The organism is Chamaesiphon sp. VAR_48_metabat_135_sub, assembly GCF_031418915.1.
In the GTDB taxonomy this organism is placed as follows: Bacteria; Cyanobacteriota; Cyanobacteriia; order Cyanobacteriales; family Chamaesiphonaceae; genus Chamaesiphon.
The window spans coordinates 1-19,612 of record NZ_JANOJV010000277.1 but is presented as its reverse complement, the minus strand read 5'-3'; the positions used below and the strand labels follow the sequence as shown (position 1 = coordinate 19,612).

Annotated in this window: 23 protein-coding genes; 11 read left to right on the top strand and 12 right to left on the bottom strand. The window is 44.9% G+C overall.

The window, feature by feature from the left end:
* The first annotated feature begins 566 nt into the window (after nt 1–566).
* From RMO55_RS19615 to RMO55_RS19600, 4 genes are all read left to right on the top strand, one after another.
* A complete protein-coding gene (locus tag RMO55_RS19615) occupies nt 567–1,049 on the top strand; it encodes an NlpC/P60 family protein (RefSeq protein WP_310429459.1) in 483 nt (160 codons plus the stop codon).
* A 236-nt stretch (nt 1,050–1,285) separates the two neighbouring features.
* Entirely contained in the window at nt 1,286–2,008 is a 723-nt protein-coding gene (locus RMO55_RS19610) for a DUF1995 family protein (RefSeq protein WP_310429457.1), read from the top strand.
* Between the two features lie 132 nt (nt 2,009–2,140).
* Nucleotides 2,141–2,710: a GUN4 domain-containing protein gene (locus RMO55_RS19605; protein WP_310429455.1), complete on the top strand. Its 570-nt coding sequence runs from the start codon at nt 2,141–2,143 to the stop codon at nt 2,708–2,710.
* A 73-nt stretch (nt 2,711–2,783) separates the two neighbouring features.
* Nucleotides 2,784–3,236: a hypothetical protein gene (locus RMO55_RS19600; RefSeq protein ID WP_310429453.1), complete on the top strand. Its 453-nt coding sequence runs from the start codon at nt 2,784–2,786 to the stop codon at nt 3,234–3,236.
* A gap of 330 nt (nt 3,237–3,566) precedes the next feature.
* On the opposite strand, the gene RMO55_RS19595 is transcribed toward RMO55_RS19600, so the two are convergent.
* Complete coding sequence (locus RMO55_RS19595; RefSeq protein ID WP_310429452.1) at nt 3,567–4,319, bottom strand: hypothetical protein; 753 nt, start codon at nt 4,317–4,319, stop codon at nt 3,567–3,569.
* Between the two features lie 325 nt (nt 4,320–4,644).
* Nucleotides 4,645–7,146 carry an ATP-dependent Clp protease ATP-binding subunit gene (locus RMO55_RS19590; RefSeq protein WP_310429450.1) on the bottom strand — a complete coding sequence of 834 codons (2,502 nt, stop codon included), beginning with the start codon at nt 7,144–7,146 and terminating at the stop codon, nt 4,645–4,647.
* Nucleotides 7,147–7,507: 361 nt separating this feature from the next.
* Between RMO55_RS19590 and RMO55_RS19585 the strand changes: the two genes are divergently transcribed.
* Nucleotides 7,508–7,819: a hypothetical protein gene (locus RMO55_RS19585; RefSeq protein ID WP_310429447.1), complete on the top strand. Its 312-nt coding sequence runs from the start codon at nt 7,508–7,510 to the stop codon at nt 7,817–7,819.
* 28 nt (nt 7,820–7,847) lie between these two features.
* On the opposite strand, the gene RMO55_RS19580 is transcribed toward RMO55_RS19585, so the two are convergent.
* Nucleotides 7,848–8,738 carry an alpha/beta fold hydrolase gene (locus RMO55_RS19580; protein WP_310429445.1) on the bottom strand — a complete coding sequence of 297 codons (891 nt, stop codon included), beginning with the start codon at nt 8,736–8,738 and terminating at the stop codon, nt 7,848–7,850.
* 115 nt (nt 8,739–8,853) lie between these two features.
* Here RMO55_RS19580 and RMO55_RS19575 point away from each other — a divergent pair, with 115 nt between their 5' ends.
* The gene (locus RMO55_RS19575; RefSeq protein ID WP_310429443.1) at nt 8,854–9,963 is read left to right on the top strand and encodes an S-(hydroxymethyl)glutathione dehydrogenase/class III alcohol dehydrogenase; all 1,110 of its coding nucleotides are present in this window, start codon (nt 8,854–8,856) and stop codon (nt 9,961–9,963) included.
* A 179-nt stretch (nt 9,964–10,142) separates the two neighbouring features.
* Here the strand turns inward: RMO55_RS19575 and RMO55_RS19570 are convergent, their stop codons facing one another.
* Both RMO55_RS19570 and RMO55_RS19565 read right to left on the bottom strand, forming a co-directional pair.
* Nucleotides 10,143–10,532 (bottom strand): hypothetical protein, encoded by a 390-nt coding sequence (locus RMO55_RS19570; RefSeq protein ID WP_310429441.1) that lies wholly within the window; start codon nt 10,530–10,532, stop codon nt 10,143–10,145.
* A 116-nt stretch (nt 10,533–10,648) separates the two neighbouring features.
* The gene (locus RMO55_RS19565) at nt 10,649–11,362 is read right to left on the bottom strand and encodes a Crp/Fnr family transcriptional regulator (RefSeq protein WP_310429439.1); all 714 of its coding nucleotides are present in this window, start codon (nt 11,360–11,362) and stop codon (nt 10,649–10,651) included.
* A 311-nt stretch (nt 11,363–11,673) separates the two neighbouring features.
* Between RMO55_RS19565 and pgsA the strand changes: the two genes are divergently transcribed.
* From pgsA to aroQ, 3 genes are all read left to right on the top strand, one after another.
* Nucleotides 11,674–12,189: a CDP-diacylglycerol--glycerol-3-phosphate 3-phosphatidyltransferase gene (pgsA, locus tag RMO55_RS19560; protein ID WP_310429437.1), complete on the top strand. Its 516-nt coding sequence runs from the start codon at nt 11,674–11,676 to the stop codon at nt 12,187–12,189.
* Between the two features lie 334 nt (nt 12,190–12,523).
* On the top strand, nt 12,524–12,664 hold the full coding sequence (locus RMO55_RS19555) for a hypothetical protein (protein WP_310429435.1): 141 nt from the start codon (nt 12,524–12,526) through the stop codon (nt 12,662–12,664).
* Between the two features lie 12 nt (nt 12,665–12,676).
* Nucleotides 12,677–13,153 carry a type II 3-dehydroquinate dehydratase gene (gene aroQ, locus RMO55_RS19550; protein ID WP_310429433.1) on the top strand — a complete coding sequence of 159 codons (477 nt, stop codon included), beginning with the start codon at nt 12,677–12,679 and terminating at the stop codon, nt 13,151–13,153.
* A gap of 69 nt (nt 13,154–13,222) precedes the next feature.
* Here aroQ and pyrF read toward each other — a convergent pair whose 3' ends face one another.
* Together pyrF and RMO55_RS19540 are read right to left on the bottom strand one after the other, a co-directional pair.
* Nucleotides 13,223–14,044, bottom strand: a complete 822-nt coding sequence (gene pyrF, locus RMO55_RS19545) for an orotidine-5'-phosphate decarboxylase (protein ID WP_310429431.1) — start codon at nt 14,042–14,044, stop codon at nt 13,223–13,225.
* A gap of 109 nt (nt 14,045–14,153) precedes the next feature.
* Nucleotides 14,154–14,831: a zinc metallopeptidase gene (locus tag RMO55_RS19540; protein WP_310429429.1), complete on the bottom strand. Its 678-nt coding sequence runs from the start codon at nt 14,829–14,831 to the stop codon at nt 14,154–14,156.
* Nucleotides 14,832–15,049: 218 nt separating this feature from the next.
* Between RMO55_RS19540 and RMO55_RS19535 the strand changes: the two genes are divergently transcribed.
* Together RMO55_RS19535 and RMO55_RS19530 are read left to right on the top strand one after the other, a co-directional pair.
* The gene (locus tag RMO55_RS19535; protein WP_310429427.1) at nt 15,050–16,114 is read left to right on the top strand and encodes a DUF3326 domain-containing protein; all 1,065 of its coding nucleotides are present in this window, start codon (nt 15,050–15,052) and stop codon (nt 16,112–16,114) included.
* Nucleotides 16,115–16,169: 55 nt separating this feature from the next.
* Nucleotides 16,170–16,757: a CPBP family intramembrane glutamic endopeptidase gene (locus RMO55_RS19530; RefSeq protein WP_310429425.1), complete on the top strand. Its 588-nt coding sequence runs from the start codon at nt 16,170–16,172 to the stop codon at nt 16,755–16,757.
* A gap of 78 nt (nt 16,758–16,835) precedes the next feature.
* Here the strand turns inward: RMO55_RS19530 and RMO55_RS19525 are convergent, their stop codons facing one another.
* The 5 genes from RMO55_RS19525 to RMO55_RS19505 form a co-directional block, all read right to left on the bottom strand.
* A complete protein-coding gene (locus tag RMO55_RS19525) occupies nt 16,836–17,564 on the bottom strand; it encodes an ABC transporter ATP-binding protein (protein ID WP_310429423.1) in 729 nt (242 codons plus the stop codon).
* A gap of 147 nt (nt 17,565–17,711) precedes the next feature.
* Nucleotides 17,712–18,275, bottom strand: coding sequence for a Uma2 family endonuclease (locus RMO55_RS19520; RefSeq protein WP_310429421.1), 564 nt, complete (start codon nt 18,273–18,275; stop codon nt 17,712–17,714).
* The gene (locus RMO55_RS19515) at nt 18,265–18,519 is read right to left on the bottom strand and encodes a hypothetical protein (RefSeq protein WP_310429419.1); all 255 of its coding nucleotides are present in this window, start codon (nt 18,517–18,519) and stop codon (nt 18,265–18,267) included. The genes RMO55_RS19520 and RMO55_RS19515 overlap by 11 nt, the downstream gene beginning before the upstream one ends.
* Nucleotides 18,479–18,763, bottom strand: coding sequence for a hypothetical protein (locus RMO55_RS19510; RefSeq protein ID WP_310429417.1), 285 nt, complete (start codon nt 18,761–18,763; stop codon nt 18,479–18,481). The genes RMO55_RS19515 and RMO55_RS19510 overlap by 41 nt, the downstream gene beginning before the upstream one ends.
* Complete coding sequence (locus RMO55_RS19505; RefSeq protein WP_310429414.1) at nt 18,756–19,274, bottom strand: GNAT family N-acetyltransferase; 519 nt, start codon at nt 19,272–19,274, stop codon at nt 18,756–18,758. Before RMO55_RS19505 ends, RMO55_RS19510 begins: the two co-directional genes overlap by 8 nt.
* Nucleotides 19,275–19,612: the final 338 nt, after the last annotated feature.

Genomic DNA, 19,612 nt, shown 5'->3' with positions numbered 1-19,612 from the left:
CCGCAAACGATCGGGATCTTCAGTAAATAGCCCACCAATCTCTGATCCGATCGACAAAACGCGATCGCCAATACCACCAGCAAAAACCAAGCTAATCGGTAAGGTGTTGTCAGTTAACTCTAAACAGCTTACCCTGAGCGTAGCCTCTGCCTTCGCCGAAGAGAGCCAAAGTGATCCTAAGAGTCAAATTTTAGATCTTGGGTACCGGGATTTCTGTCCTTGGAGGGAAGGTAAGACCGATAAAAGCAAAGTTTCTGGAGGCGATTCCCGCCGAATTGGGAAGCCGACACGGATTGCTTTGGTAGTCAGTATGTGGTAATTCACATAATTTTAATCATCACAATCCCCGCTAATTTCTACATGAGATAGGCGGGAATTTTGTCATGGCAATAATTGCGAAATAAACGATCGATACAGCACTGGATTTGGGTAATTTAACTATAGGGAGTAAGTCAGTTTTATCATCGCTCAATGACTGAATGGAATTGAGGAACAGCCTTTTAACTGTCCCCGTCAAAACTTAACAAGAATTGGGTTTAAAAAATCATCTACCATTCGATACATCTATGTATAAAAAAATTCTGGTTTGCGTCTTAGTTATCTATGGCTCCATCCTACCTGCAAATGCTAGTACCGAAAATCGAGAAGATATCTTAACATCTCAAGATCTCAATACTGTTGCGTCTGAAGCTAAATCTTGGAGAGGTACTCGTTATCGATATGGCGGTAAAGATAAAAAAGGGGTTGATTGTTCTCACTTCGTCTATGCCGTCTATAACCAGATCTTTGAGGGCTATGACTATCGCATGGCAAGTGAGTACTTACATGATTCAGACTTTTCTCTCACCAAATCCCCGCTGGTGGGTGATGTGATTGTCTTCCCTTCGGTGAGGGGTTCATCAGCACATATGGGTATCGTCACTGATGTTCGGGGTGCAAAGTTTATCGGTGCTCAATCTAGCACTGGAGTAAAGGAAGCCAGCTTTGCACCTGGAAGCTATTGGGGCAAACGCCCTTATCGAATTTTATCCTTATTGCCGAGTGAGTAGTTCAGTCAACTAGAAGGAAAAAGGGGAAGGAGTAAAGGGTAAAGGGATCGAAACCATCGGGTTTTGGTAATTTATGATACTTTTTCCCCTTAACTACAGGAGATCTCAGGGAACTGGGAGAGGGTGACTGGAAATTGCGCCAAACTTCTCCAGCCTCAACCCTAAAACCTAAACTGTTGTGCCAATGTCCGATCGAGCTGTAACCTAATAGAGATAGAGTCAGTTCCTACGGTTCAATGTCACAACTACCAACTACCCTCGAAGAATCGATCTCATTAGCTCAGGCTGCTACGATAGCCGCGATCGCTGATGGACACAAACGGATTACCGTCGAAATTTTAATTCCCGAACTCAAGTCGATGAATTTGGCACGGCAATTTATCGAATCATTTATCGACAGAGGTAATACGCTTAAGGTCTTATTTACCGATACTGGTGCAGCAGCTCTAGCAAAACGAGATTGGACAGATATTAATTTTAAGATTGACGATTTAGGTAGTAGTCGATCGCCGATAACGGATAAGATTCAAGCTGAAGACCAATTATATATCGCGATCGATCCTTCAGCGGTAGAAGTCGAGCAAGTAGAAAAATTATGTAATGCCGCAGGCGATCGTCCGGTAATATTATTCTTACCTAAACTTGAAGATGCGGCAATTGTCGGCATCGGTTATGCTGCCAGACAACTGCGCGACAGATTCTTGACAACGCTCACCTGCGCCTACTATATCAAACCCCTCGAAACATCAGCAATCTACCGCTGCTATCCAGCTCAATGGCAGGTGTGGTTAGAAGAAAATGATGATTATACCCTGCTGGCGGAATGTCCTCAGAAGCCCGTCGGAGACGAGCTAGACGCGATCCTAATGCCATCGACTCCAGGGGATAATTCCGCTCCGGCAAAATCGCCTGGTGTGTTTGCGAGTTTAGGTCGCTTTCTGCGAACTTTGAGTCGATAAATAAGTGTCCAATGTAGGTTCTGCTGATATATACTATCGTTGTGATTAAGTATTTTTGGTTTGAAATACGGCTTTAGCTTCAAACTGAAGCCGTATTGATATTTTAATCCAGCATTACTCGATCGATAAACCATGTCAGAACCAGATCGACCAGGAAAATATGATGCTGTACTTGGCGGACAAAACCTTCAAGCACGACCACCAATAGATGGTGCGGTTTTAGGTAGTTTGAGTAGAAATACGATCGATCTAAAAATATTGCTTCAGCAGCAAAAATGGCAAGCGGCTGACTTAGAAACTCAGACAATAATGTTGGATCTGTGTCAACGGAAAGAAGCAGGTTTTTTGAGGATAGAAGATTTAGAAAAAATCGATTGTTTCCAGTGGCAAACTATTAATAATTTGTGGAGAACCTATAGTAACGATCGATTTGGGTTGAGCATTCAAGCCGAAATTTGGCGCAGTGTCGGCGGCACAGCCGAACCCGATTGGAATGCCTGGTGTCGGTTTGGCAGGATGACAGGTTGGTGTGTTAATGATAATTGGTTATACTGGAACGATCTACAATTCAATCTTTATGCACCGTCCGGACATTTACCCCGTAATGGAGCCTGGATGGGTTGGGGTTTGGGTGATTTTTGGGTGGGTTGTAAAATGTTGACGGCGATCGTTCAAAAGTTAGAAAGTTGTCAGATTATCTAAATCAATTTTGGATTTTGAATTATTCCCAGTGTAGCTGGGGACTGAAGGGGTGGGTTTATGCAAATAATCGTTGATGAATTCCAGTCATCTCAACCCAAAACCACCAATTACCGTCATATTGAATAGCAACTGCTTCACTCGATCGCCATATCATACACCAATTCAGCAACACCCAGAAATCTTTCGAGTACACTTACAAAAACTCCGCCCCAGTCGGTTACGAGAATTCGATCTAGAATTATTAGCCAGACATTCGCTCGATTATAGTGGTGCCGAAATCGAACAAGCGATCGTCGAGGGAATGCAGCAGGCTTTTAGTAGCGGAACTACAGGCAATCGATCGGATTTTAATACCGAACATATTATCCGCGCTCTCGAAGAAACTGTACCATTAGCCACAATTGCCAAACCCCAAATTGAAGCTCTCAAACAATGGGCTTCCAATGCGGGTGCGCGCCCAGCTTCGATCTACAATTATCAGAAGAGCTACGCCAAATCAAGAACTACAGAGGCATCGACCATCTAGAGGTAGATTAATTGGGAAGTTCTATGTTCTGCTGAAGCAGATTATTGATCGAACAGATTGGGGCTATAATTAAATCCACATTCTGCTAGTCAGATCGATCGCCAAAATATCAAATTCCACATTTGTTCTGTTTTCAGTCCGAAAAGGCGGACTTTGTGGATCGAGAAGCACGGGAGACAGATCCCCGACTTCTCCAAGAAGTCGGGGATCTAGCGTAATTCTGAGAAGTCTAGTTTCTCAGCGTTTTTAGTACAACCACTGATCGATCTCAATAACTCAATCGAGATCGACTACTTGCAAACGAGTTCAAACCTGATTTCAGAATGGGTTTTAATGTCCATAGAATGACCCGCCAGGACCATTCCCATAAAAAGATGAAATCGGTTTAACAGGCTCAGGAGAAGACTGCTGAGGTTCAGAACGCTGATTTTGCTGTCTCCAGTCATCTTGTCCTGAATTATTTCCTTGCGGTGATGACGATGAACCACCGATACTTATCCCCGTGCTCAGCACATTGCCCCAAAATTTCAATGCAGCTTGCTGTCGAGCTTGTTTGCGAGCATCATATTCTTTCTTTTTTGCTGGAGAAAGACTGGCATAATACTCGCGTTCTTTTTCGATCGCAGCCGCTTTAGCAGCTTCACGTTTCTGGGCTTCAGCAGCCATAATAGCTTGACGTTCTGCCCATTTAGCTTGACGTGCCTCCCGTTCAGCTCGACGGGCTGCTGAATCTGCCTGTCGAGCCTCATAACCTTTACGGTATTCTTCACGGTATTCAGCTTGACGTGCGTCCCGTTCTTGCTGTCTGGCTTCAGCAGCGGCAAGGTTTTCAGCTTGAAGTGCTTTATTCGCATCCTTTCTCGCTTCAGCAGCTCTACGGTATTCTGCGCTAGCAGCGTCCCGCTCTGCACGCTTGCGATCGCGCTCTGCTGTATTGAATTCTCCAGCTACCAGTATACTTTTGCCTGTGCTGGGTAAATCTCGATCGGATATGTCTGCGCTCGATCGACCCACCGCTAAACCTGGAGCAATGCTAAAAAGTGAAACAAGGGCAATACTTGATAACCCAACAATTATTTTCATAGGACTGTATTCCTTACTACGAAAAGTACTTGTGATACCTTTACTTTGGACAGTTTCATTCTTAGTTACCCTCTGCACATAGTACTTCACATGTTAGTTAATCGCAATTAATATGCATATACCAACAAGCACAGCCAAGGTCATTAGGATGTTTTCTAATTAGTCCGCGTAGGCGGACTTTGCATTCCGTTCGCGGAGCATCTGCCTTCGCAGAGCGGCACTCGCGGAGCGTATCTGTCAGGATGGTTTCAATCGCTGTACTACCTAAAAAAAAGGCATACCTTACAGTACACCTTTTTAAACTAATATTTAACTTCTAAATTGATTATTCGCCAACTGGGGCTAATAAATCGGGTAACACCACAGATAATTTATCCTGCTTAGGTGTGACGATCGCTTTACCATCTTCGCCGATATCGACGATCGAGGTATCGCCATCTTTGAGCCGCCCAGAGAGCATTTCTTCTGCGAGAATATCTTCGAGAAGACGCATAATCGCCCGACGGAGAGGACGCGCACCGTACGCTGGGTTGTAGCCCTCGTCGATGAGACGATCTTTGAAACGGTCGGTGACTTCTAGCTGAATTCCTTGCTCGGTCAGACGAGTGAACAAGTCTTTGAGCATAATGTCAGCGATTTCTTTGACTTCCGGCTTGGTAAGCTGTTGGAAGACGATGATTTCGTCCAGACGGTTGAGGAATTCAGGACGGAAGTAGTTCTTCAGTTCTTCGTTGACCAAACTGCGGATGCGGTTGTAAGTTGCTTCGGTTTTGTTGTCCGAGAACTCGAAACCTAGACCACCACCACCTTTCTCGATTACTTTGGAACCGACGTTCGAGGTCAAGATGATCATCGTGTTCTTGAAGTCTACCGTGCGTCCTTTGGCATCGGTGAGGCGACCATCTTCTAAAATCTGCAATAGCATATTAAAGATATCTGGATGCGCTTTCTCGATTTCATCGAATAAGACGACGGTATAAGGTTTACGACGAACGGCTTCGGTCAATTGACCGCCTTCGCTGTAGCCGACGTAACCTGGAGGTGAACCGATTAGTTTGGAGACGGTGTGACGCTCCATATACTCGGACATATCCAACCGAATCATCGAATCTTCGGAACCGAAGAAGTAGTTCGCCAGAGCTTTTGTCAACTCAGTTTTACCAACTCCAGTCGGGCCAGAGAAGATGAAACTGGCGATCGGCCGATTCGGATTTTTCAGACCCACACGAGCGCGACGAATTGCACGGGAAACAGCTTTAACAGCCTCTTCTTGCCCGATCAACCGCTGATGGAGAGTTTCTTCCATATTTAGCAGCTTGACCGACTCAGATTCGGTTAATTTGCTGACTGGTACGCCAGTCCAAGAAGCAACAATGTGCGCGATGTCTTCTTCGGTGACTTCGGGCATCACGCGATCTTCGGTCTCGTCGTTAGCTTTCTTGGTTTGAGCGATCGATTTAATCTCGTTTTTGATTTCGATTTCGCGGTCTTTGAGAGAACCTGCTTTATCGAAGTCTTGCGAACGGACGGCTTCGTCTTTCTCTTTAAGGACCTTCCGCAATTCTTTGTCCAATTCTTTCGCCGCAGCAGGGAGTTGGGAATTGAGTAGGCGAACGCGGGAGCCAGCTTCATCCATCAGATCGATCGCTTTATCTGGCAAGAATCGATCGGATATATAGCGATCGGCTAGTTTCGCCGCAGCATCTAGAGCACCATCGGTAATTTTTAGTTTATGGTGTTGCTCGTAGCGTTCGCGCAAACCGTGGAGGATTTCGATCGTTTCATCCACGCTCGGTTCGCCGACCATGACAGGTTGGAAGCGACGTTCTAGGGCTGCATCCCGTTCGATGTGTTTGCGATACTCATCTAGAGTGGTCGCGCCGATACATTGTAGCTCACCCCGTGCTAGTGCAGGTTTGAGGATATTTGCCGCATCGATCGCACCTTCAGCAGCACCCGCACCGATTAAGGTATGGACTTCATCGATCACCAGGATCACATTTCCCGCTTGGCGGATTTCATCCATGATTTTTTTGAGGCGTTCCTCAAATTCACCACGGTATTTAGTTCCAGCAACGAGTAAACCGATGTCCAGAGTGACAACGCGCTTATCTTCAAGAATATCTGGGATATCCTGGTTCGCAATCCGCTGGGCTAAACCTTCAGCGATGGCTGTTTTACCAACACCTGGCTCACCAATCAGGACGGGATTATTTTTAGTCCGTCGTCCGAGGATTTGGATCACTCGTTCGATTTCCTTCGCTCGTCCGACGACGGGATCTAATTTACCGTCGTGCGCCATCTGCGTCAGGTTGGAACCAAACTCGTCCAGTGTCGGCGTTTTCTGAGGACCAGATCTGCCACCTGGAGCTGTAGCTACGCCACCTTCGGAGGTTTCGCCCAGCATCCGAATTACCTGAGTGCGAACTTTAGTTAAGTCCACGCCGAGATTTTCCAGCACTCTGGCGGCTACGCCTTCACCCTCGCGGATCAATCCGAGTAGTAGGTGTTCGGTACCGATATAATTGTGTCCCAGTTGGCGGGCTTCTTCTAGAGACAACTCTAGAACTCGCTTCGCTCTGGGGGTGAAGGGGATTTCAACGGCAACAAACCCTGAGCCACGTCCGATAATTTTCTCAACTTCGATCCGTGCATCTTTGAGGTTGATCCCCATCGATTTCAAGACCTTTGCTGCTACGCCAGTACCCTCGCCAATTAATCCTAGTAGGATCTGCTCGGTACCGACAAAATTGTGCCCCAGGCGACGTGCTTCTTCCTGGGCCAGCATGATTACTTTAATGGCTTTTTCTGTAAAGCGTTCAAACATGGCTGTTTTCCATCCCCTGCTGCTTGTCTGAGTGTCACTAAATCTTAACACAGTACTTTTGGCGATTGGGAATAGTTGTTTGACTCATCAGGTTCGGTAATAACTACTATCTGGGGGTGTAATGGGGATCGGGCGATCCCCATTACACCCTTCCCACCCAAGAAATAGACGATTGAAATCACCATTCACCATTCACCATCCACCATTCACGCACTACCATAGATGTCTAATTTAACACTGGGAAGGGAGTATGCATAATCTCAACCAAGAAGTTCAAATATTTTGGGACACTTATAATGAGAATACCCCCGTCAGATGAGAACTAGCGAGGATATAAAATATAAATCAATTACGATCCATCATGGCACAAAAAACAGAGACAGACCTGCGAGAGCTAAAGGATCTAATCCAGAGTCTAGACAAGAAAATAGATCGAGGTTTCGTGGAGATCGACAAGAAGATCGAAGCATTGGACAAGAAAATTGACTTGGGATTCAACATATTAGAGGGCAAGATCGACAAACTAGACACACGATTAGGCTCAGTAGAAACAAAGCTAATTAAATTAGACGATCGACTTTGGGCATTTGGCGGAATTGCTCTAAGCGTTACCCTCGGATCGTTGCTTACTGTTTTTATTCGATATCTATTTAGTGACAATCCAAAATTCTAGAATCTTCCACTTTCGATTCAACAGCCGTCTATCCGAATCTCACTAACCAATTATGAATAATTGCATTCACTTGAGTTGGAATTTCATCGTGGGGACAGTGACCAGCTTGGAGATAATGTTCTTGTAATTGAGGACAATAGTCACGAAACTTTGCACCGCGCTGACGGGCATCGATCCACGGATCGCCTTCGCCCCAAATCATCAGGAGCGGACACTGCATTTTACCGAGTAATATATCTACTTTTTCTCCTTGTTGGTTGCTAAAGACGGAAGCAAATACTTGGGGCGCACCTGGATCGCAAGAAGGGCGATAGATTTCTTCAATGAGCTGTTCTGTCACCGCAGTTTGGTCTACGTATACTTTTTTGAGAGTATTGCGGATAAATGTCTTGCGTTGGACGAATTTATACAGCAGTGAATTGCCGATTGGGTGACGGAGAACGCTCGTAATCCCCCGATTGACAGCTTTTTGGACTTGACTGGGTTGTTTGGGATGAGTACTATCGGTAAAAGGGCCAGCACTATTGAGTAAAATTAAACCAGCAGCGGTTTCGGGATGTTGTGCGGCGACGCACAAAGCTGCATAGCCGCCGAGCGAATTACCTGCGAGGACGACAGGTTTATTAATAACTTGAGTGATAAAATCATGCAGTTGCTCCCGCCACAGATCCGCGCTGTAGTTCCAGGCTGGTTTTGCCGCACGTCCAAAGCCGACTAAATCGATCGCCCAAACCTGAAATTCTTGACTGAGTTCGGAAATATTCTTGCGCCAATGATCTGTCGATGCTCCAAATCCATGAATTAATAGTAATGGCGATCGATCCGCTCTCGCCGTTCCTGCTTGCACATAATAAATTTGCTCGCCCCGCCATTGCCAATATTGACCGAGAAGTGGTTGAGTCGATATTGCGATCGGCATAATTGTTGTCAGGTAATGATTAAATACTCTCACCACTATCTTAAATATTTCTCCGACAACGAGCAAATTGGAAATAGCTACGAGATAATAAATAACCAACACTCCACACTCATCTATGCAAGTCAAAGCCGCTGTTGCGTTCCAAGCAGGGAAACCCTTAGAAATTACTACCGTCGATCTCGCTCCACCCCAAGCGGGAGAAGTATTAGTCGAAATCAAAGCTACTGGAGTTTGTCATACCGATGCTTATACATTGTCTGGAGCCGACCCAGAAGGTCTATTTCCCGCAATTTTAGGACATGAGGGTGCGGGGGTCGTTGTGGAAGTTGGAGCGGGTGTCACCAGCCTTGTACCCGGCGATCGAGTGATTCCTTTATACGTCCCAGAGTGCCGCAATTGCGATTACTGTCTCAGTGGTAAAACCAATCTCTGTCAAGCGATTCGACTCACCCAAGGGCGCGGAGTGATGCCCGATGGGAGTAGTCGTTTTTCCTATGAGGGGCAAATGTTGCACCACTATATGGGGACCTCCACTTTTGCTAACTATACAGTTGTTCCCGAAATTGCCCTGGCGAAAATTCGTTCTGACGCACCGTTTGAAAAGGTGTGTCTGATTGGTTGTGGCGTAACAACAGGGATTGGGGCGGTAATTAATACCGCAAAAGTCGAGCCAGGTGCAAATGTGGTGGTGTTTGGCTTGGGTGGTGTCGGTTTGAATGTGATTCAAGCCGCTCGACTAGTCGGGGCAAATATGATTATCGGTGTCGATCTAAATCCCGCGAAACGTCCCCTGGCTGAAAAATTTGGCATGACTCACTTTGTCAATCCCAAGGAGGTGGAAGGAGATTTAGTCCCCTATTTAGTCGATCTAACAAAGGGTGGTGCCGACTATAGTTTTGAATGCATCGGCAATGTCAATCTCATGCGTCAGGCACTAGAATGCTGTCACAAAGGTTGGGGCGTGAGCGTCATCGTCGGTGTCGCTGGAGCTGGGCTAGAAATCGCCACCAGACCCTTTCAACTAGTTACGGGTAGAGTCTGGAAGGGAACGGCTTTTGGTGGGGCTAAAGGGCGCACGGATGTCCCCAAAATCGTCGATTGGTACATGGATGGCAAGATTAATATCGATGATTTGGTAAGTGAAATTATGCCGATCGATCGAGTCAATGATGCTTTTGAGGCAATGCATAGTGGCAAAGCAATTCGATCGATCCTCACTTTCTAAATCAGTTGATCGAGTGAAGAATCTCTGCTCCATTCCAATATCGCCCGCGACTGTTCGCGGAGCGTTCCCGCAGGGTAGGGCGGTGCTCGCGGCGCAAGTCCTCTGAAGAGGACTTGCGCTAGTAGACTGGGGATTCATCCCCAGGCGGTGCTGGAACGGAGCAAATCTTTCCTTTTAATTCAATACATCACCCGCCGAGAATAATTACTGGGCGAACTATATCCTAAGACCATCATGCTAGGCGCGAGATGTCGATAACCGAGACTATCGCTACCATGTTTCTTAATCGCCACTTCCCCAACAGTTTTACTGACTAAATCGACTGTAATTGGGATCGGATTGGCTGTGACTAAAGGTGGTTTGGTTGCAGACCTAATAGGTGAATTTTTGCTAGCGATCGCCGTTCGTGGTACCATCCCATATGCATCGAAAATTGGCACTCGTTTGAGATTAATCACCTCAGGGTACGGAATCGTCTTGGCTGGATCGGGACTGGCGATCGAACCAGGCACCAAAACTGTAGCAATGGAACTCGAACAACCCAATAAGGATAATATCACTTTGTTCATATACTCACGCAGGCACGAATCAGTTTTTTGTTATAGATTAAATTATCAGTCTATAACTTAAGATTGTCCAGCGAACAGCCAGCGTTATTTTCGATAGTGACGATCGACTTTATCTCTTAGACAATACTCGCTTCCAATGCCGCCACATCGGGAATCAGGAGGATATCTTGATGGCGAGCGATTAATCCAGCGGCTTCCATTTTTGTCAGCACCCGCGTGACTGTTTCTCGTGCCAAACCACTCATACTGCTCAGTTCGCGATGCGGTAAATTAGGAATCGAGATTCCTTCGGAAACAGTTTTACCCTGTCCCTCAACCAAAAATAACAGTGTATCGGCGACGCGCGAAGCACTATTGGATTCCCTCAATCGCAATCGTCGGTTGACTTGGCGTAATCTCCTAGCCATTAATTGCGCCAGTCGCATTCCGGCTAGGGGTTCAGTTTTGAGCAGTCGGACAAAATCTTCAGCCGGAATATTGACAATCGTTGCAGGAGTCAAACTCAGAACATCGGTAGAACGTGGTACTTGCTCCAATGCTGCCATTTCGCCCACAATTTCACCTCTACCGACAATATTCAGGGTGATTTCTCGTCCGTCAGCATTATAAGTGCGAATTTTGAGCCAGCCACTCAATACAAAATAAACCGAGCTACCCCAATCATTTTCTAGTAAGATCGTTTGATTGGCAGGATGATTGCGGACAGCAGCATGAGCGAGGACTGGTTCGAGTGCCTCTGCAGGCAATTCACTCAAAAAAGGTACCGAAGCTATCGCCTCTTGAATGGAAAGATTTACTAGTGTTGGAACGTTGTTGTGTCTAGTGCTCATGCTATCGATCCTAGGGTGAATAATCAGTTGGGGCAGCGATGTCGATCCACATTGGTATCGCCTTCGCCAATGCCAAGAGCATTCACACTCTAACATTGCCTCTTGATTAAAATAGCTATCTGTAGTGCTAGTGAATGATGACCTCACTAGTATGCCCGCAAATCACCCTCTTCCCAACACTTGAAACCATAAATTTAGCCGATTCGATCGATCTGTGGCGATTGGTACATGTATCTTTAGTAGTTTTTATCCTATTGGCATTGCAGACTTGATATATAGTCTTCTCATCCACACCCCCACTCCCTCAAACCATGAATTTACCCAACTCGATCACACTTTCGCGACTGCTGGGCTTGCCGGTCGTCGTTTATTGTCTTTACGACGATCGCCTAACCATTCGGTGGATTGGGTTTGGGATATTTATAGTTGCCGCCTTGACTGATTGGCTCGATGGTTATCTTGCCCGCAAGTTAGATTTAGTCACCGATTTGGGGAAATTCCTCGATCCGTTAGTCGATAAGTTACTGATTTTGATTCCGCTACTGGTGCTAATCGATTTACATCTGGTCTCTGCGGTTGGTGTCTGTCTAATTTTAGCTAGAGAACTGACGATCGCTGGCTGGCGAGTCGGTCAAACTCAAATTAGTGGTGCTAATATCTGGGGTAAGCTCAAAACTGTAAGTCAGATCGTGGCGATCGCGATAATTATTGCCCCGCTATCGATCGATAACTGGGATCTCTATGGTTTAGTCGCTTTTTGGTTGTCTGTTTTCTTTACTCTCATTTCTGGCTTAATCTATGTCATTCCGTCTAAAATTCAGTCCTGACAGGGGTTTGCTCTACTCATAATCCGATCTTAATTCTCTGGGAAAATTGTTTTCAATTGTTTTGACCCGATCTTAATATTTAATTAAGGAAGTCGATCTTCCTGTCTGAATGCTAGCGAAAAGCTTACGCTGAAAGAGTTTTGGGATTTAATCGACAAAATAAATGCTATAATTTGGACATAAACACACTTAACCTATTAATGAGATTTAGCTTTACAATAGGTAACAGTAAGTGATGTAAACCACGTTTAGGGATCGTCCTATTCAATTAAAACCCAATCTATTGGTGGAAGTGCTGGTTTAGACTCGGTCGTTATTTGGAGTAAGCTACCTGATGGAATATATCAAAAAAGTATTAGAACAGATCGAGCATTGGGCTGGTAAGCTGATTGAGGCATTGCTAGGCCCACAAATGCAGCCCGAACAAGAGCTGATCCCAATTCCTGTAGACGACAGAGTTGGTCGATCGCGATAGTCGAGCAATCGGATGATGAAGATCGACCCAAATCCACACCAGTTGAGCGTGCTGGTTCTGCACGGCCCAAATCTCAACTTACTGGGATTGCGGGAGCCAGGGATTTATGGCGTGTCAACTTTGGCACAGATCGATACAAAATTAGTCGAATTGGGTCGATCTCTCAATACAGTAGTCGAGTGTTTGCAGTCCAATCATGAAGGTGTCCTCGTCGATGCTATCCACAATGCCAGAGATCGGCAGCAGGGGATTGTCATTAATGCGGGAGCTTACACTCATACTAGCGTTGCGCTCCGCGATGCGATTTCGGCAGTCCAAATCCCGACGGTAGAAGTCCATCTTAGTAACATTTACAAACGCGAACAATTTCGCCACCATTCCTATCTAGCTTCGATCGTCGTCGGTCAAATTAGTGGTTTTGGAGCAAATAGCTATTATCTAGGTCTCCAATCACTGGTAGCTCATTTAGAAGACATCTCAAAACAATAGCTAAAGTTATTCGACTTGAAGATATATAGCAATCCTATTTGAGGTCTACAAAGATTGAGCTACAAATTGCTAGCTAATGTTTCTGAATCGATCGATAGTATCTCTGAGGGCGATCGTTTCGGCTCTGGCTGCTGCTGCAAAATCTGCACCACTACTCGCATACAAAATTGCTCTGGAAGAATTAATAATTAGCCCTGTACCGTTTTTTGTTTGACCTGCTTTAACCAGTTCTTCCACATCACCACCTTGCGCACCGACACCTGGAACGAGGAATGGCATATCGCCAACTATACTCCTAATTCTTGTCATTTGATTCGGCCATGTTGCACCGACAACTAACAGGCAATTATTATTTGCATTCCATTTTTCGGAAATAAGTTTGGCGACATGTTCGTAGATAGGAATACCATTTACGATTAAATCTTGAATATCTCCAGCACCACTATTAGAGGTTCTACAAAGTAGAATTACACCACGATCTTTGTATCGCAAAAACGGTTCTGCTGAATCATAACCCATGTAGGGGTTGATCGTTACAGCATCTGCATTATATCTGGAGAATGCTTCTGTTGCATACATCTCTGCCGTGCTGCCAATATCGCCGCGTTTGGCATCGAGGATGATGGGTATCTGTGGATAATTTGATTTGATATAGTCGATCGTTTTTTCTAGCTGTCTTTCGGCCGAAATAGCTGAAAAGTATGCAATTTGGGGCTTGTACGCACAAACTAGATCATGAGTAGCATCAATAATATCTTTATTAAACTCAAAGATAGAATCGGCAGTTTTTTCAAAATGACTCGGCAACCGCAATAAATCTGGATCGAGACCGACACATACTAGTGAATTGTTTTGCTGCCAACAATTTTTTAAATTTTCAATGAAACTCATTCTTTTTCGGGCGATCTAAAGACTATATATTTAGATCCCCGACTTCTCGAAGAAGTCGGGGATCTGTGCGTGCTAACTTTTGAATAGTTAATTTATCAAAATCTTAACATTAATCACGACGAGAGAATAGCAATTGAACGAGTTGGAGCACAGAATATAAAGCTGTAGCTACATAAGTAAAAGCCGCAGCATCTAAGACTTTTTTTGCTCCTTTATTTTCATCACCTTGGAGAATGCCCAATTCATCAATCAATTTCAAAGCGCGATTTGAGGCATCAAACTCAACGGGTAAAGTAACAAGATGAAACAATACTACGCCTAAAAATAAGGCTATTCCAATATTAATAAACATGGTACTGATGCTACCCATTGCATTGAAACCAAAACCCAGCATAATTAGTAATGGGCCGATATTAGAACCCAAATTAGCTGCTGGAACTAAAGCCGCCCTAATATTCATCGGCTTGTAGCCTTTGACATCTTGGAGTACATGTCCGCATTCATGAGCCGCGACAGCCGCCGCAGCGAGAGATGTCGAACCATATACCACTTCTGATAATCTCACCGCCTTGGCACTCGGATCGTAATGATCCGTTAATTCTCCTCCAATCGGTTCTACTGATACATTACTAATACCCATCTCACGCAAAATTGTCTCAGCAACTTCCGCTCCTGTCATCCCCATACTGGATTGAATCTGAGCATATTTGTCATAAGTGCCTTTAACGCGAAACTGCGCCCACATCATCAGCAACATTCCAGGTATTAGAAAAAGCAGATAAAACATATAAATTTTTCACCTAATTTTAGTTGACTTATGGCGATGCTAATCTTATCTATGTATTTTAACATTGTCGAGAATCAACTTAAATTGGCGATAGGGTAACGTACCACCCACAAACGTCAACTTACAAATTCTCTAGTGGTGAGGGCAGGTTTTAAATTACATCTCTAGCTTCGTCATAAATGTTAGTATAAACCCGCCCCTACAACTTTCGACTCTTTATGCATCGTCCTTACACGGTAGCTCTCATTGTTCCCACAGGTATCGGTGCTGCGATGGGTGGCTATGCTGGGGATGCTCTACCCATCGCCAGAGCAGTAGCAGCTAGTTGCGATCGACTAATAACTCACCCAAATGTGATGAATGGGGCGCAGTTATACTGGAGTATGCCAAACGCTTTCTATGTCGAGGGTTACGCCTTAGACAAATTTGCTGCTGGTACATGGGGATTACAACCAGTGCGGCGGAATCGGATCGGGATTGTATTCGATCGATCGATCTCCGATGAGTTGCGCGTCCGACATCTCCAAGCTGCAGATGCTGCTAGGGCGACGCTAGGGCTAGATATTACCGATTATGTCGTCACGGATATGCCATTGGGTGTAGAACTGCGTACAGCCTCTTCTGGAGCCTCTTGGGGGACGATCGAACAGCCTGATAGTCTCTTGCGTGCAGTGGATAAATTGATTAATGTCGCTGGTGCCGAAGCTATTGCTGTCATTGCGAGATTTCCCGACGATCCTGGGGCGACAATTCTTCACGACTATCGACATGGAACTGGCGTAGATCCATTGGCTGGAGCTGAAGCCGTAATTAGCCACCTCGTCGTTCGCACCTTTAGAGTGCCATGCGCTCATGCACCTGCTTTATCACCACTGCCGATCGATCCTGAGATTTCGCCTCGATCGGCAGCAGAAGAATTAGGTTATACTTTCTTATCCTGTGTTTTGGTGGGATTGAGTCGCGCACCGCAGTTTGTGACGACGGGGGGACGGGGTGACGGGGGAACGGGGAGAATTTGGAATGATCAAGTTGATGCGGTAATTGTGCCTGAATCTGCGTGTGGGGGGAGTGGATTAATTAGTTTTGCACGTTCGCCTCGTACTAAAGTTATTACAGTGGCGGAAAATCACACTCGGATGTTAGTACCACCAAAAACGCTAGGAATTAAGGCAATCGCGGTAAGATCTTACTTAGAAGCGATCGGTGTCATTACTGTCGATCGAGCTGGAATGAGTCTCGATAGTTTTTATCCCCAGATCGATCGACTTAAAGAATGTGGATAATTAAAGCTACATATCCATTCCCTATTCCCTACCCTCTACCCTCTACCCCTAAGAGATGAGTAACTCCCAAAATCCAGAGATCGAACCTTTATCGCGGATTCAGATTTTGATTGCAATGGCGGTAACTTCCATAATTTTATTTGGAATTGCCAAGCTATGGCTGTATTTTGGCGATCTGCAACTACGTCCGCTGACGATGACGGTAGTAGATTTAGGGATGGGAATAGCGTTGGGACTGGGATTGACGGGCTTGAGTACGATTGTATATGCAGTTTGGGCTACTTATCGAGAGAGTGCGGATTTTTATCTGGCAATGGTATTAAAACCCCTCGCTGTACCCGATCTGATTTGGTTGGGACTTTTACCTGGATTGAGTGAAGAATTATTATTTCGGGGGGTAATGTTACCTGCACTGGGTTTAGATCCGATCGGTATCGTGTTATCTTCTCTCTGTTTTGGCGTATTGCATATGACTAATATTCAACAATGGCCGTATGCAGTTTGGGCGACAATTGTGGGGATGATTCTCGCATTTACAATGGTTGAAACAGGCAATCTTTTTGTTCCGATTGTGGCTCATATTACTACTAATTTTATTTCTGGTTTAACATGGAAACTGAAGAAGTTGAAAGTTGAAACTTGACACTTCGGCTGACGCTCAGTGCAAGAAGTTGAAAGCGTAATTTAGAATCATCATAAAGTTACGACTTACGACTTAATTTTAGTGTCCACCCACACCCAGATAGGTTTCAATTACCTTGGGATCTTTGAGTAAGTCAGCAGCAATACCTTCATGTTTGACGATACCAATATCTAATACATAAGCTCGATCGGACATTGCTAGAGCTTTTTTAGCATTTTGCTCGACAAGTACAATCGCAGTACCGTTTTGATTGATTGCTTTAATCTGCTTGAGAACATCGGTGACTAAAGCGGGTGAAAGTGCTGCGGATGGCTCATCTAGTACCAGCAATTCAGGATCGAGCATCAAGGCTTTCCCCATCGCTAACATTTGGCGTTCGCCACCAGAAAGCGTTCCCGCACGTTGTTTGCGACGCTCCGCTAATCGGGGAAACATCGTAAATATTTTCTGCTTGAGCTGCTTGAGATCGCTAGAGCGGATAAAACCACCCATATCCAGATTTTCCTCGATCGTCAGCGACTTAAATACATTCGAGATTTGGGGGACATAACACATCCCCTTCTGAACGATGCGATCGGATTTTAACCCGCCAATCTGCTCGCCTTTAAAGGTAATCGTCCCACTATGCGGTGTCAACAACCCAAAAATAGTTTTCGCCAGAGTAGACTTTCCCGCACCATTTCCGCCAATGACTGCGACTAATTCGCCTGGTTGCACGACAAAATCAATACCATTGAGAATATCCGAGCCAGGAATATAGCCAGCACGGACATCCTGAACTACTAGCAGAGGGGCAGTTGTGAGCATTGGTGGGGTAGATCGATCGATAGTTATGACTCAATTTTAGTTGAAAGAGTCGATCGCTAGTTAATGGATGCTATTGTTACGAAGTAAAATTAAGGGTTGTCTTCCGATCCTGTTTCAGATTGAGTTTTGGCTGTATGCTATTTTTATTTACGAAAAGATTCGATCGATCTCCGCACTAAATCCAGGTAATAATGGTGAAGTTAGAGTATCGCCAGCCAACAGAGTCGCCACTAATTGCAGTTGGGCATCGGTGCGACGATAGATTTCTAGAGTTTGTAATTGCCAATTGACAATCCAATATTCCTGTACACCATAACGGGAATATAACTTCAGTTTTACGCTCTTATCTCGTTGTTCATTTTGTTCGCCAGCAGATAGAATCTCTACCATCAACTCTGGCGCAATCGTAAAATGTCCCGATGTATCGATACCTCGCTCTAAACGCGCTTGACTCGCCCATACAACATCAGGAATCACCGCATCTGTGGGAGTGAAAACCACGCCAGGAGTTTGAAAAGGTTTACCTAACTTAGTCTCTCTCGACCAAAATTCTAGTTCAAAGTGGATATTACCACCAACACTTTGATGGCGGATGTGGGGAGCGCGAGTCACAAATAGTTCTCCTGCAATAATTTCATGACGCAGCCAGCCGCCATTATCGGGTATGGCATCGAGATCTGCGGTTGTCCAGTAGAGAGAATTAGCGACCATCGGTTTCACTGGTAAGCTTGTCTTTTATTATATTCGATCGATCTGAAGACTCGATTCTCCACGGGAGCGGGCTTTCCGCCAACGCGGCTCTGAATTCTTGGCTTGCTGCTGGTGTAATTTGTCTTGCTCTTTCAAACGGAAACTCAAAGTCCCAATCATCTTCATCCACAATTGGGCTAACAATATCGCCCAAAATTTTAACCTTACCCGCTAACGCCAAAGCGGGAATTCGAGGCTTCTTCATTGGAGTTTAAATTATAGATATCCATTATCAGTGCAGATTTTTTCGCCTCTATTTGATTAAGCTTAGTTAGCTTTGTTTCTAAATCGAGCTTTTCAGATGGAGAATTAGCCGCAGCAATTTGCTTTTCTAGCTGCTGAACTTTTTGTAGCCACCTTTGCTGATGTCTTTCGGGACTGAGGCATCCCATAGCTCCAGTTTCTAGCTCTAAGACTTCTAATGTTTTTTCCGTCAAAGTTTCAGACATTTTCTTCTATTAGCTTTCTAGCGGCTACTGCTATTAAAACCATTTCAGGAATATTAACCGATCCTTCCCCAGTCTCGATAAATCCCATTTTTTGATAGAATCCAGCACTTCCGGCTACATCTACAATAATTCGACCATTATAACCTCTGTCGAAACTTTCTCTGACGATCGAGCAGATGAGCCTTTTTGCAGCACCCTTGCTATGCTTTGGTAAAGTAGCAATCAGATTCCAAGGAGCTGTTGCGATATAGTCTAAGTATAAATGATCCTCCATTTCTGTAACAATTGCTCCAGCCTGTAAATTCCCTCGTTCGTCTTTAACCCCTCGAAAATCTTCGGGTTGCAATAAGGCTGTCTCTTGAATCAAGAATACAACTCTGGCATTTATTTGCAGCCTTCTCAGTAGCTCTGGTTGCTCAGTTTGCGAGTTCAGGTTGATTGTGCCAGCTACTAGCCATTCTCGCAATTCATTATGAACATTAGGCTCGGCTCTGTCGATCGAAAAGAACACAATTTACATTCAAGATTTAAACTATTTTACTAGATTTTTAAATGATTTTGTCGGTAGATAGACTCTAAAAACATGGTAGGGGCAATTCATGAATTGCCCCTACCATTATTTCTGGATGCTAAATAATTTTCTGGCGTTGCTGAATTCAGGTATGATTTACCTTTGAGACAAGCCCTGAAATTTAAGGTAGGGGTAATTCATGAAGCGGCGGTTTTATTAGGGGGGAACCCCCGAATAAAAAACCGACCAGACCTTTCCCCTACCTGAAATTTCGAGGGCGTACCATTCAACAATTAAGCAACGCCAAATTTATTTTACACAAATCGGTGGGTTGGTGC

Bases quoted from the DNA above. Each gene is read 5' to 3' on its own strand.
- RMO55_RS19615 (WP_310429459.1), top strand. From the start codon at position 567: ATGTATAAAAAAATTCTGGTTTGCGTCTTAGTTATCTATGGCTCCATC.
- RMO55_RS19610 (WP_310429457.1), top strand. From the start codon at position 1,286: ATGTCACAACTACCAACTACCCTCGAAGAATCGATCTCATTAGCTCAG.
- RMO55_RS19605 (WP_310429455.1), top strand. From the start codon at position 2,141: ATGTCAGAACCAGATCGACCAGGAAAATATGATGCTGTACTTGGCGGA.
- RMO55_RS19600 (WP_310429453.1), top strand. From the start codon at position 2,784: ATGAATTCCAGTCATCTCAACCCAAAACCACCAATTACCGTCATATTG.
- RMO55_RS19595 (WP_310429452.1), bottom strand. From the start codon at position 4,319: ATGAAAATAATTGTTGGGTTATCAAGTATTGCCCTTGTTTCACTTTTT.
- RMO55_RS19590 (WP_310429450.1), bottom strand. From the start codon at position 7,146: ATGTTTGAACGCTTTACAGAAAAAGCCATTAAAGTAATCATGCTGGCC.
- RMO55_RS19585 (WP_310429447.1), top strand. From the start codon at position 7,508: ATGGCACAAAAAACAGAGACAGACCTGCGAGAGCTAAAGGATCTAATC.
- RMO55_RS19580 (WP_310429445.1), bottom strand. From the start codon at position 8,738: ATGCCGATCGCAATATCGACTCAACCACTTCTCGGTCAATATTGGCAA.
- RMO55_RS19575 (WP_310429443.1), top strand. From the start codon at position 8,854: ATGCAAGTCAAAGCCGCTGTTGCGTTCCAAGCAGGGAAACCCTTAGAA.
- RMO55_RS19570 (WP_310429441.1), bottom strand. From the start codon at position 10,532: ATGAACAAAGTGATATTATCCTTATTGGGTTGTTCGAGTTCCATTGCT.
- RMO55_RS19565 (WP_310429439.1), bottom strand. From the start codon at position 11,362: ATGAGCACTAGACACAACAACGTTCCAACACTAGTAAATCTTTCCATT.
- pgsA (WP_310429437.1), top strand. From the start codon at position 11,674: ATGAATTTACCCAACTCGATCACACTTTCGCGACTGCTGGGCTTGCCG.
- RMO55_RS19555 (WP_310429435.1), top strand. From the start codon at position 12,524: ATGGAATATATCAAAAAAGTATTAGAACAGATCGAGCATTGGGCTGGT.
- aroQ (WP_310429433.1), top strand. From the start codon at position 12,677: ATGATGAAGATCGACCCAAATCCACACCAGTTGAGCGTGCTGGTTCTG.
- pyrF (WP_310429431.1), bottom strand. From the start codon at position 14,044: ATGAGTTTCATTGAAAATTTAAAAAATTGTTGGCAGCAAAACAATTCA.
- RMO55_RS19540 (WP_310429429.1), bottom strand. From the start codon at position 14,831: ATGTTTTATCTGCTTTTTCTAATACCTGGAATGTTGCTGATGATGTGG.
- RMO55_RS19535 (WP_310429427.1), top strand. From the start codon at position 15,050: ATGCATCGTCCTTACACGGTAGCTCTCATTGTTCCCACAGGTATCGGT.
- RMO55_RS19530 (WP_310429425.1), top strand. From the start codon at position 16,170: ATGAGTAACTCCCAAAATCCAGAGATCGAACCTTTATCGCGGATTCAG.
- RMO55_RS19525 (WP_310429423.1), bottom strand. From the start codon at position 17,564: ATGCTCACAACTGCCCCTCTGCTAGTAGTTCAGGATGTCCGTGCTGGC.
- RMO55_RS19520 (WP_310429421.1), bottom strand. From the start codon at position 18,275: ATGGTCGCTAATTCTCTCTACTGGACAACCGCAGATCTCGATGCCATA.
- RMO55_RS19515 (WP_310429419.1), bottom strand. From the start codon at position 18,519: ATGAAGAAGCCTCGAATTCCCGCTTTGGCGTTAGCGGGTAAGGTTAAA.
- RMO55_RS19510 (WP_310429417.1), bottom strand. From the start codon at position 18,763: ATGTCTGAAACTTTGACGGAAAAAACATTAGAAGTCTTAGAGCTAGAA.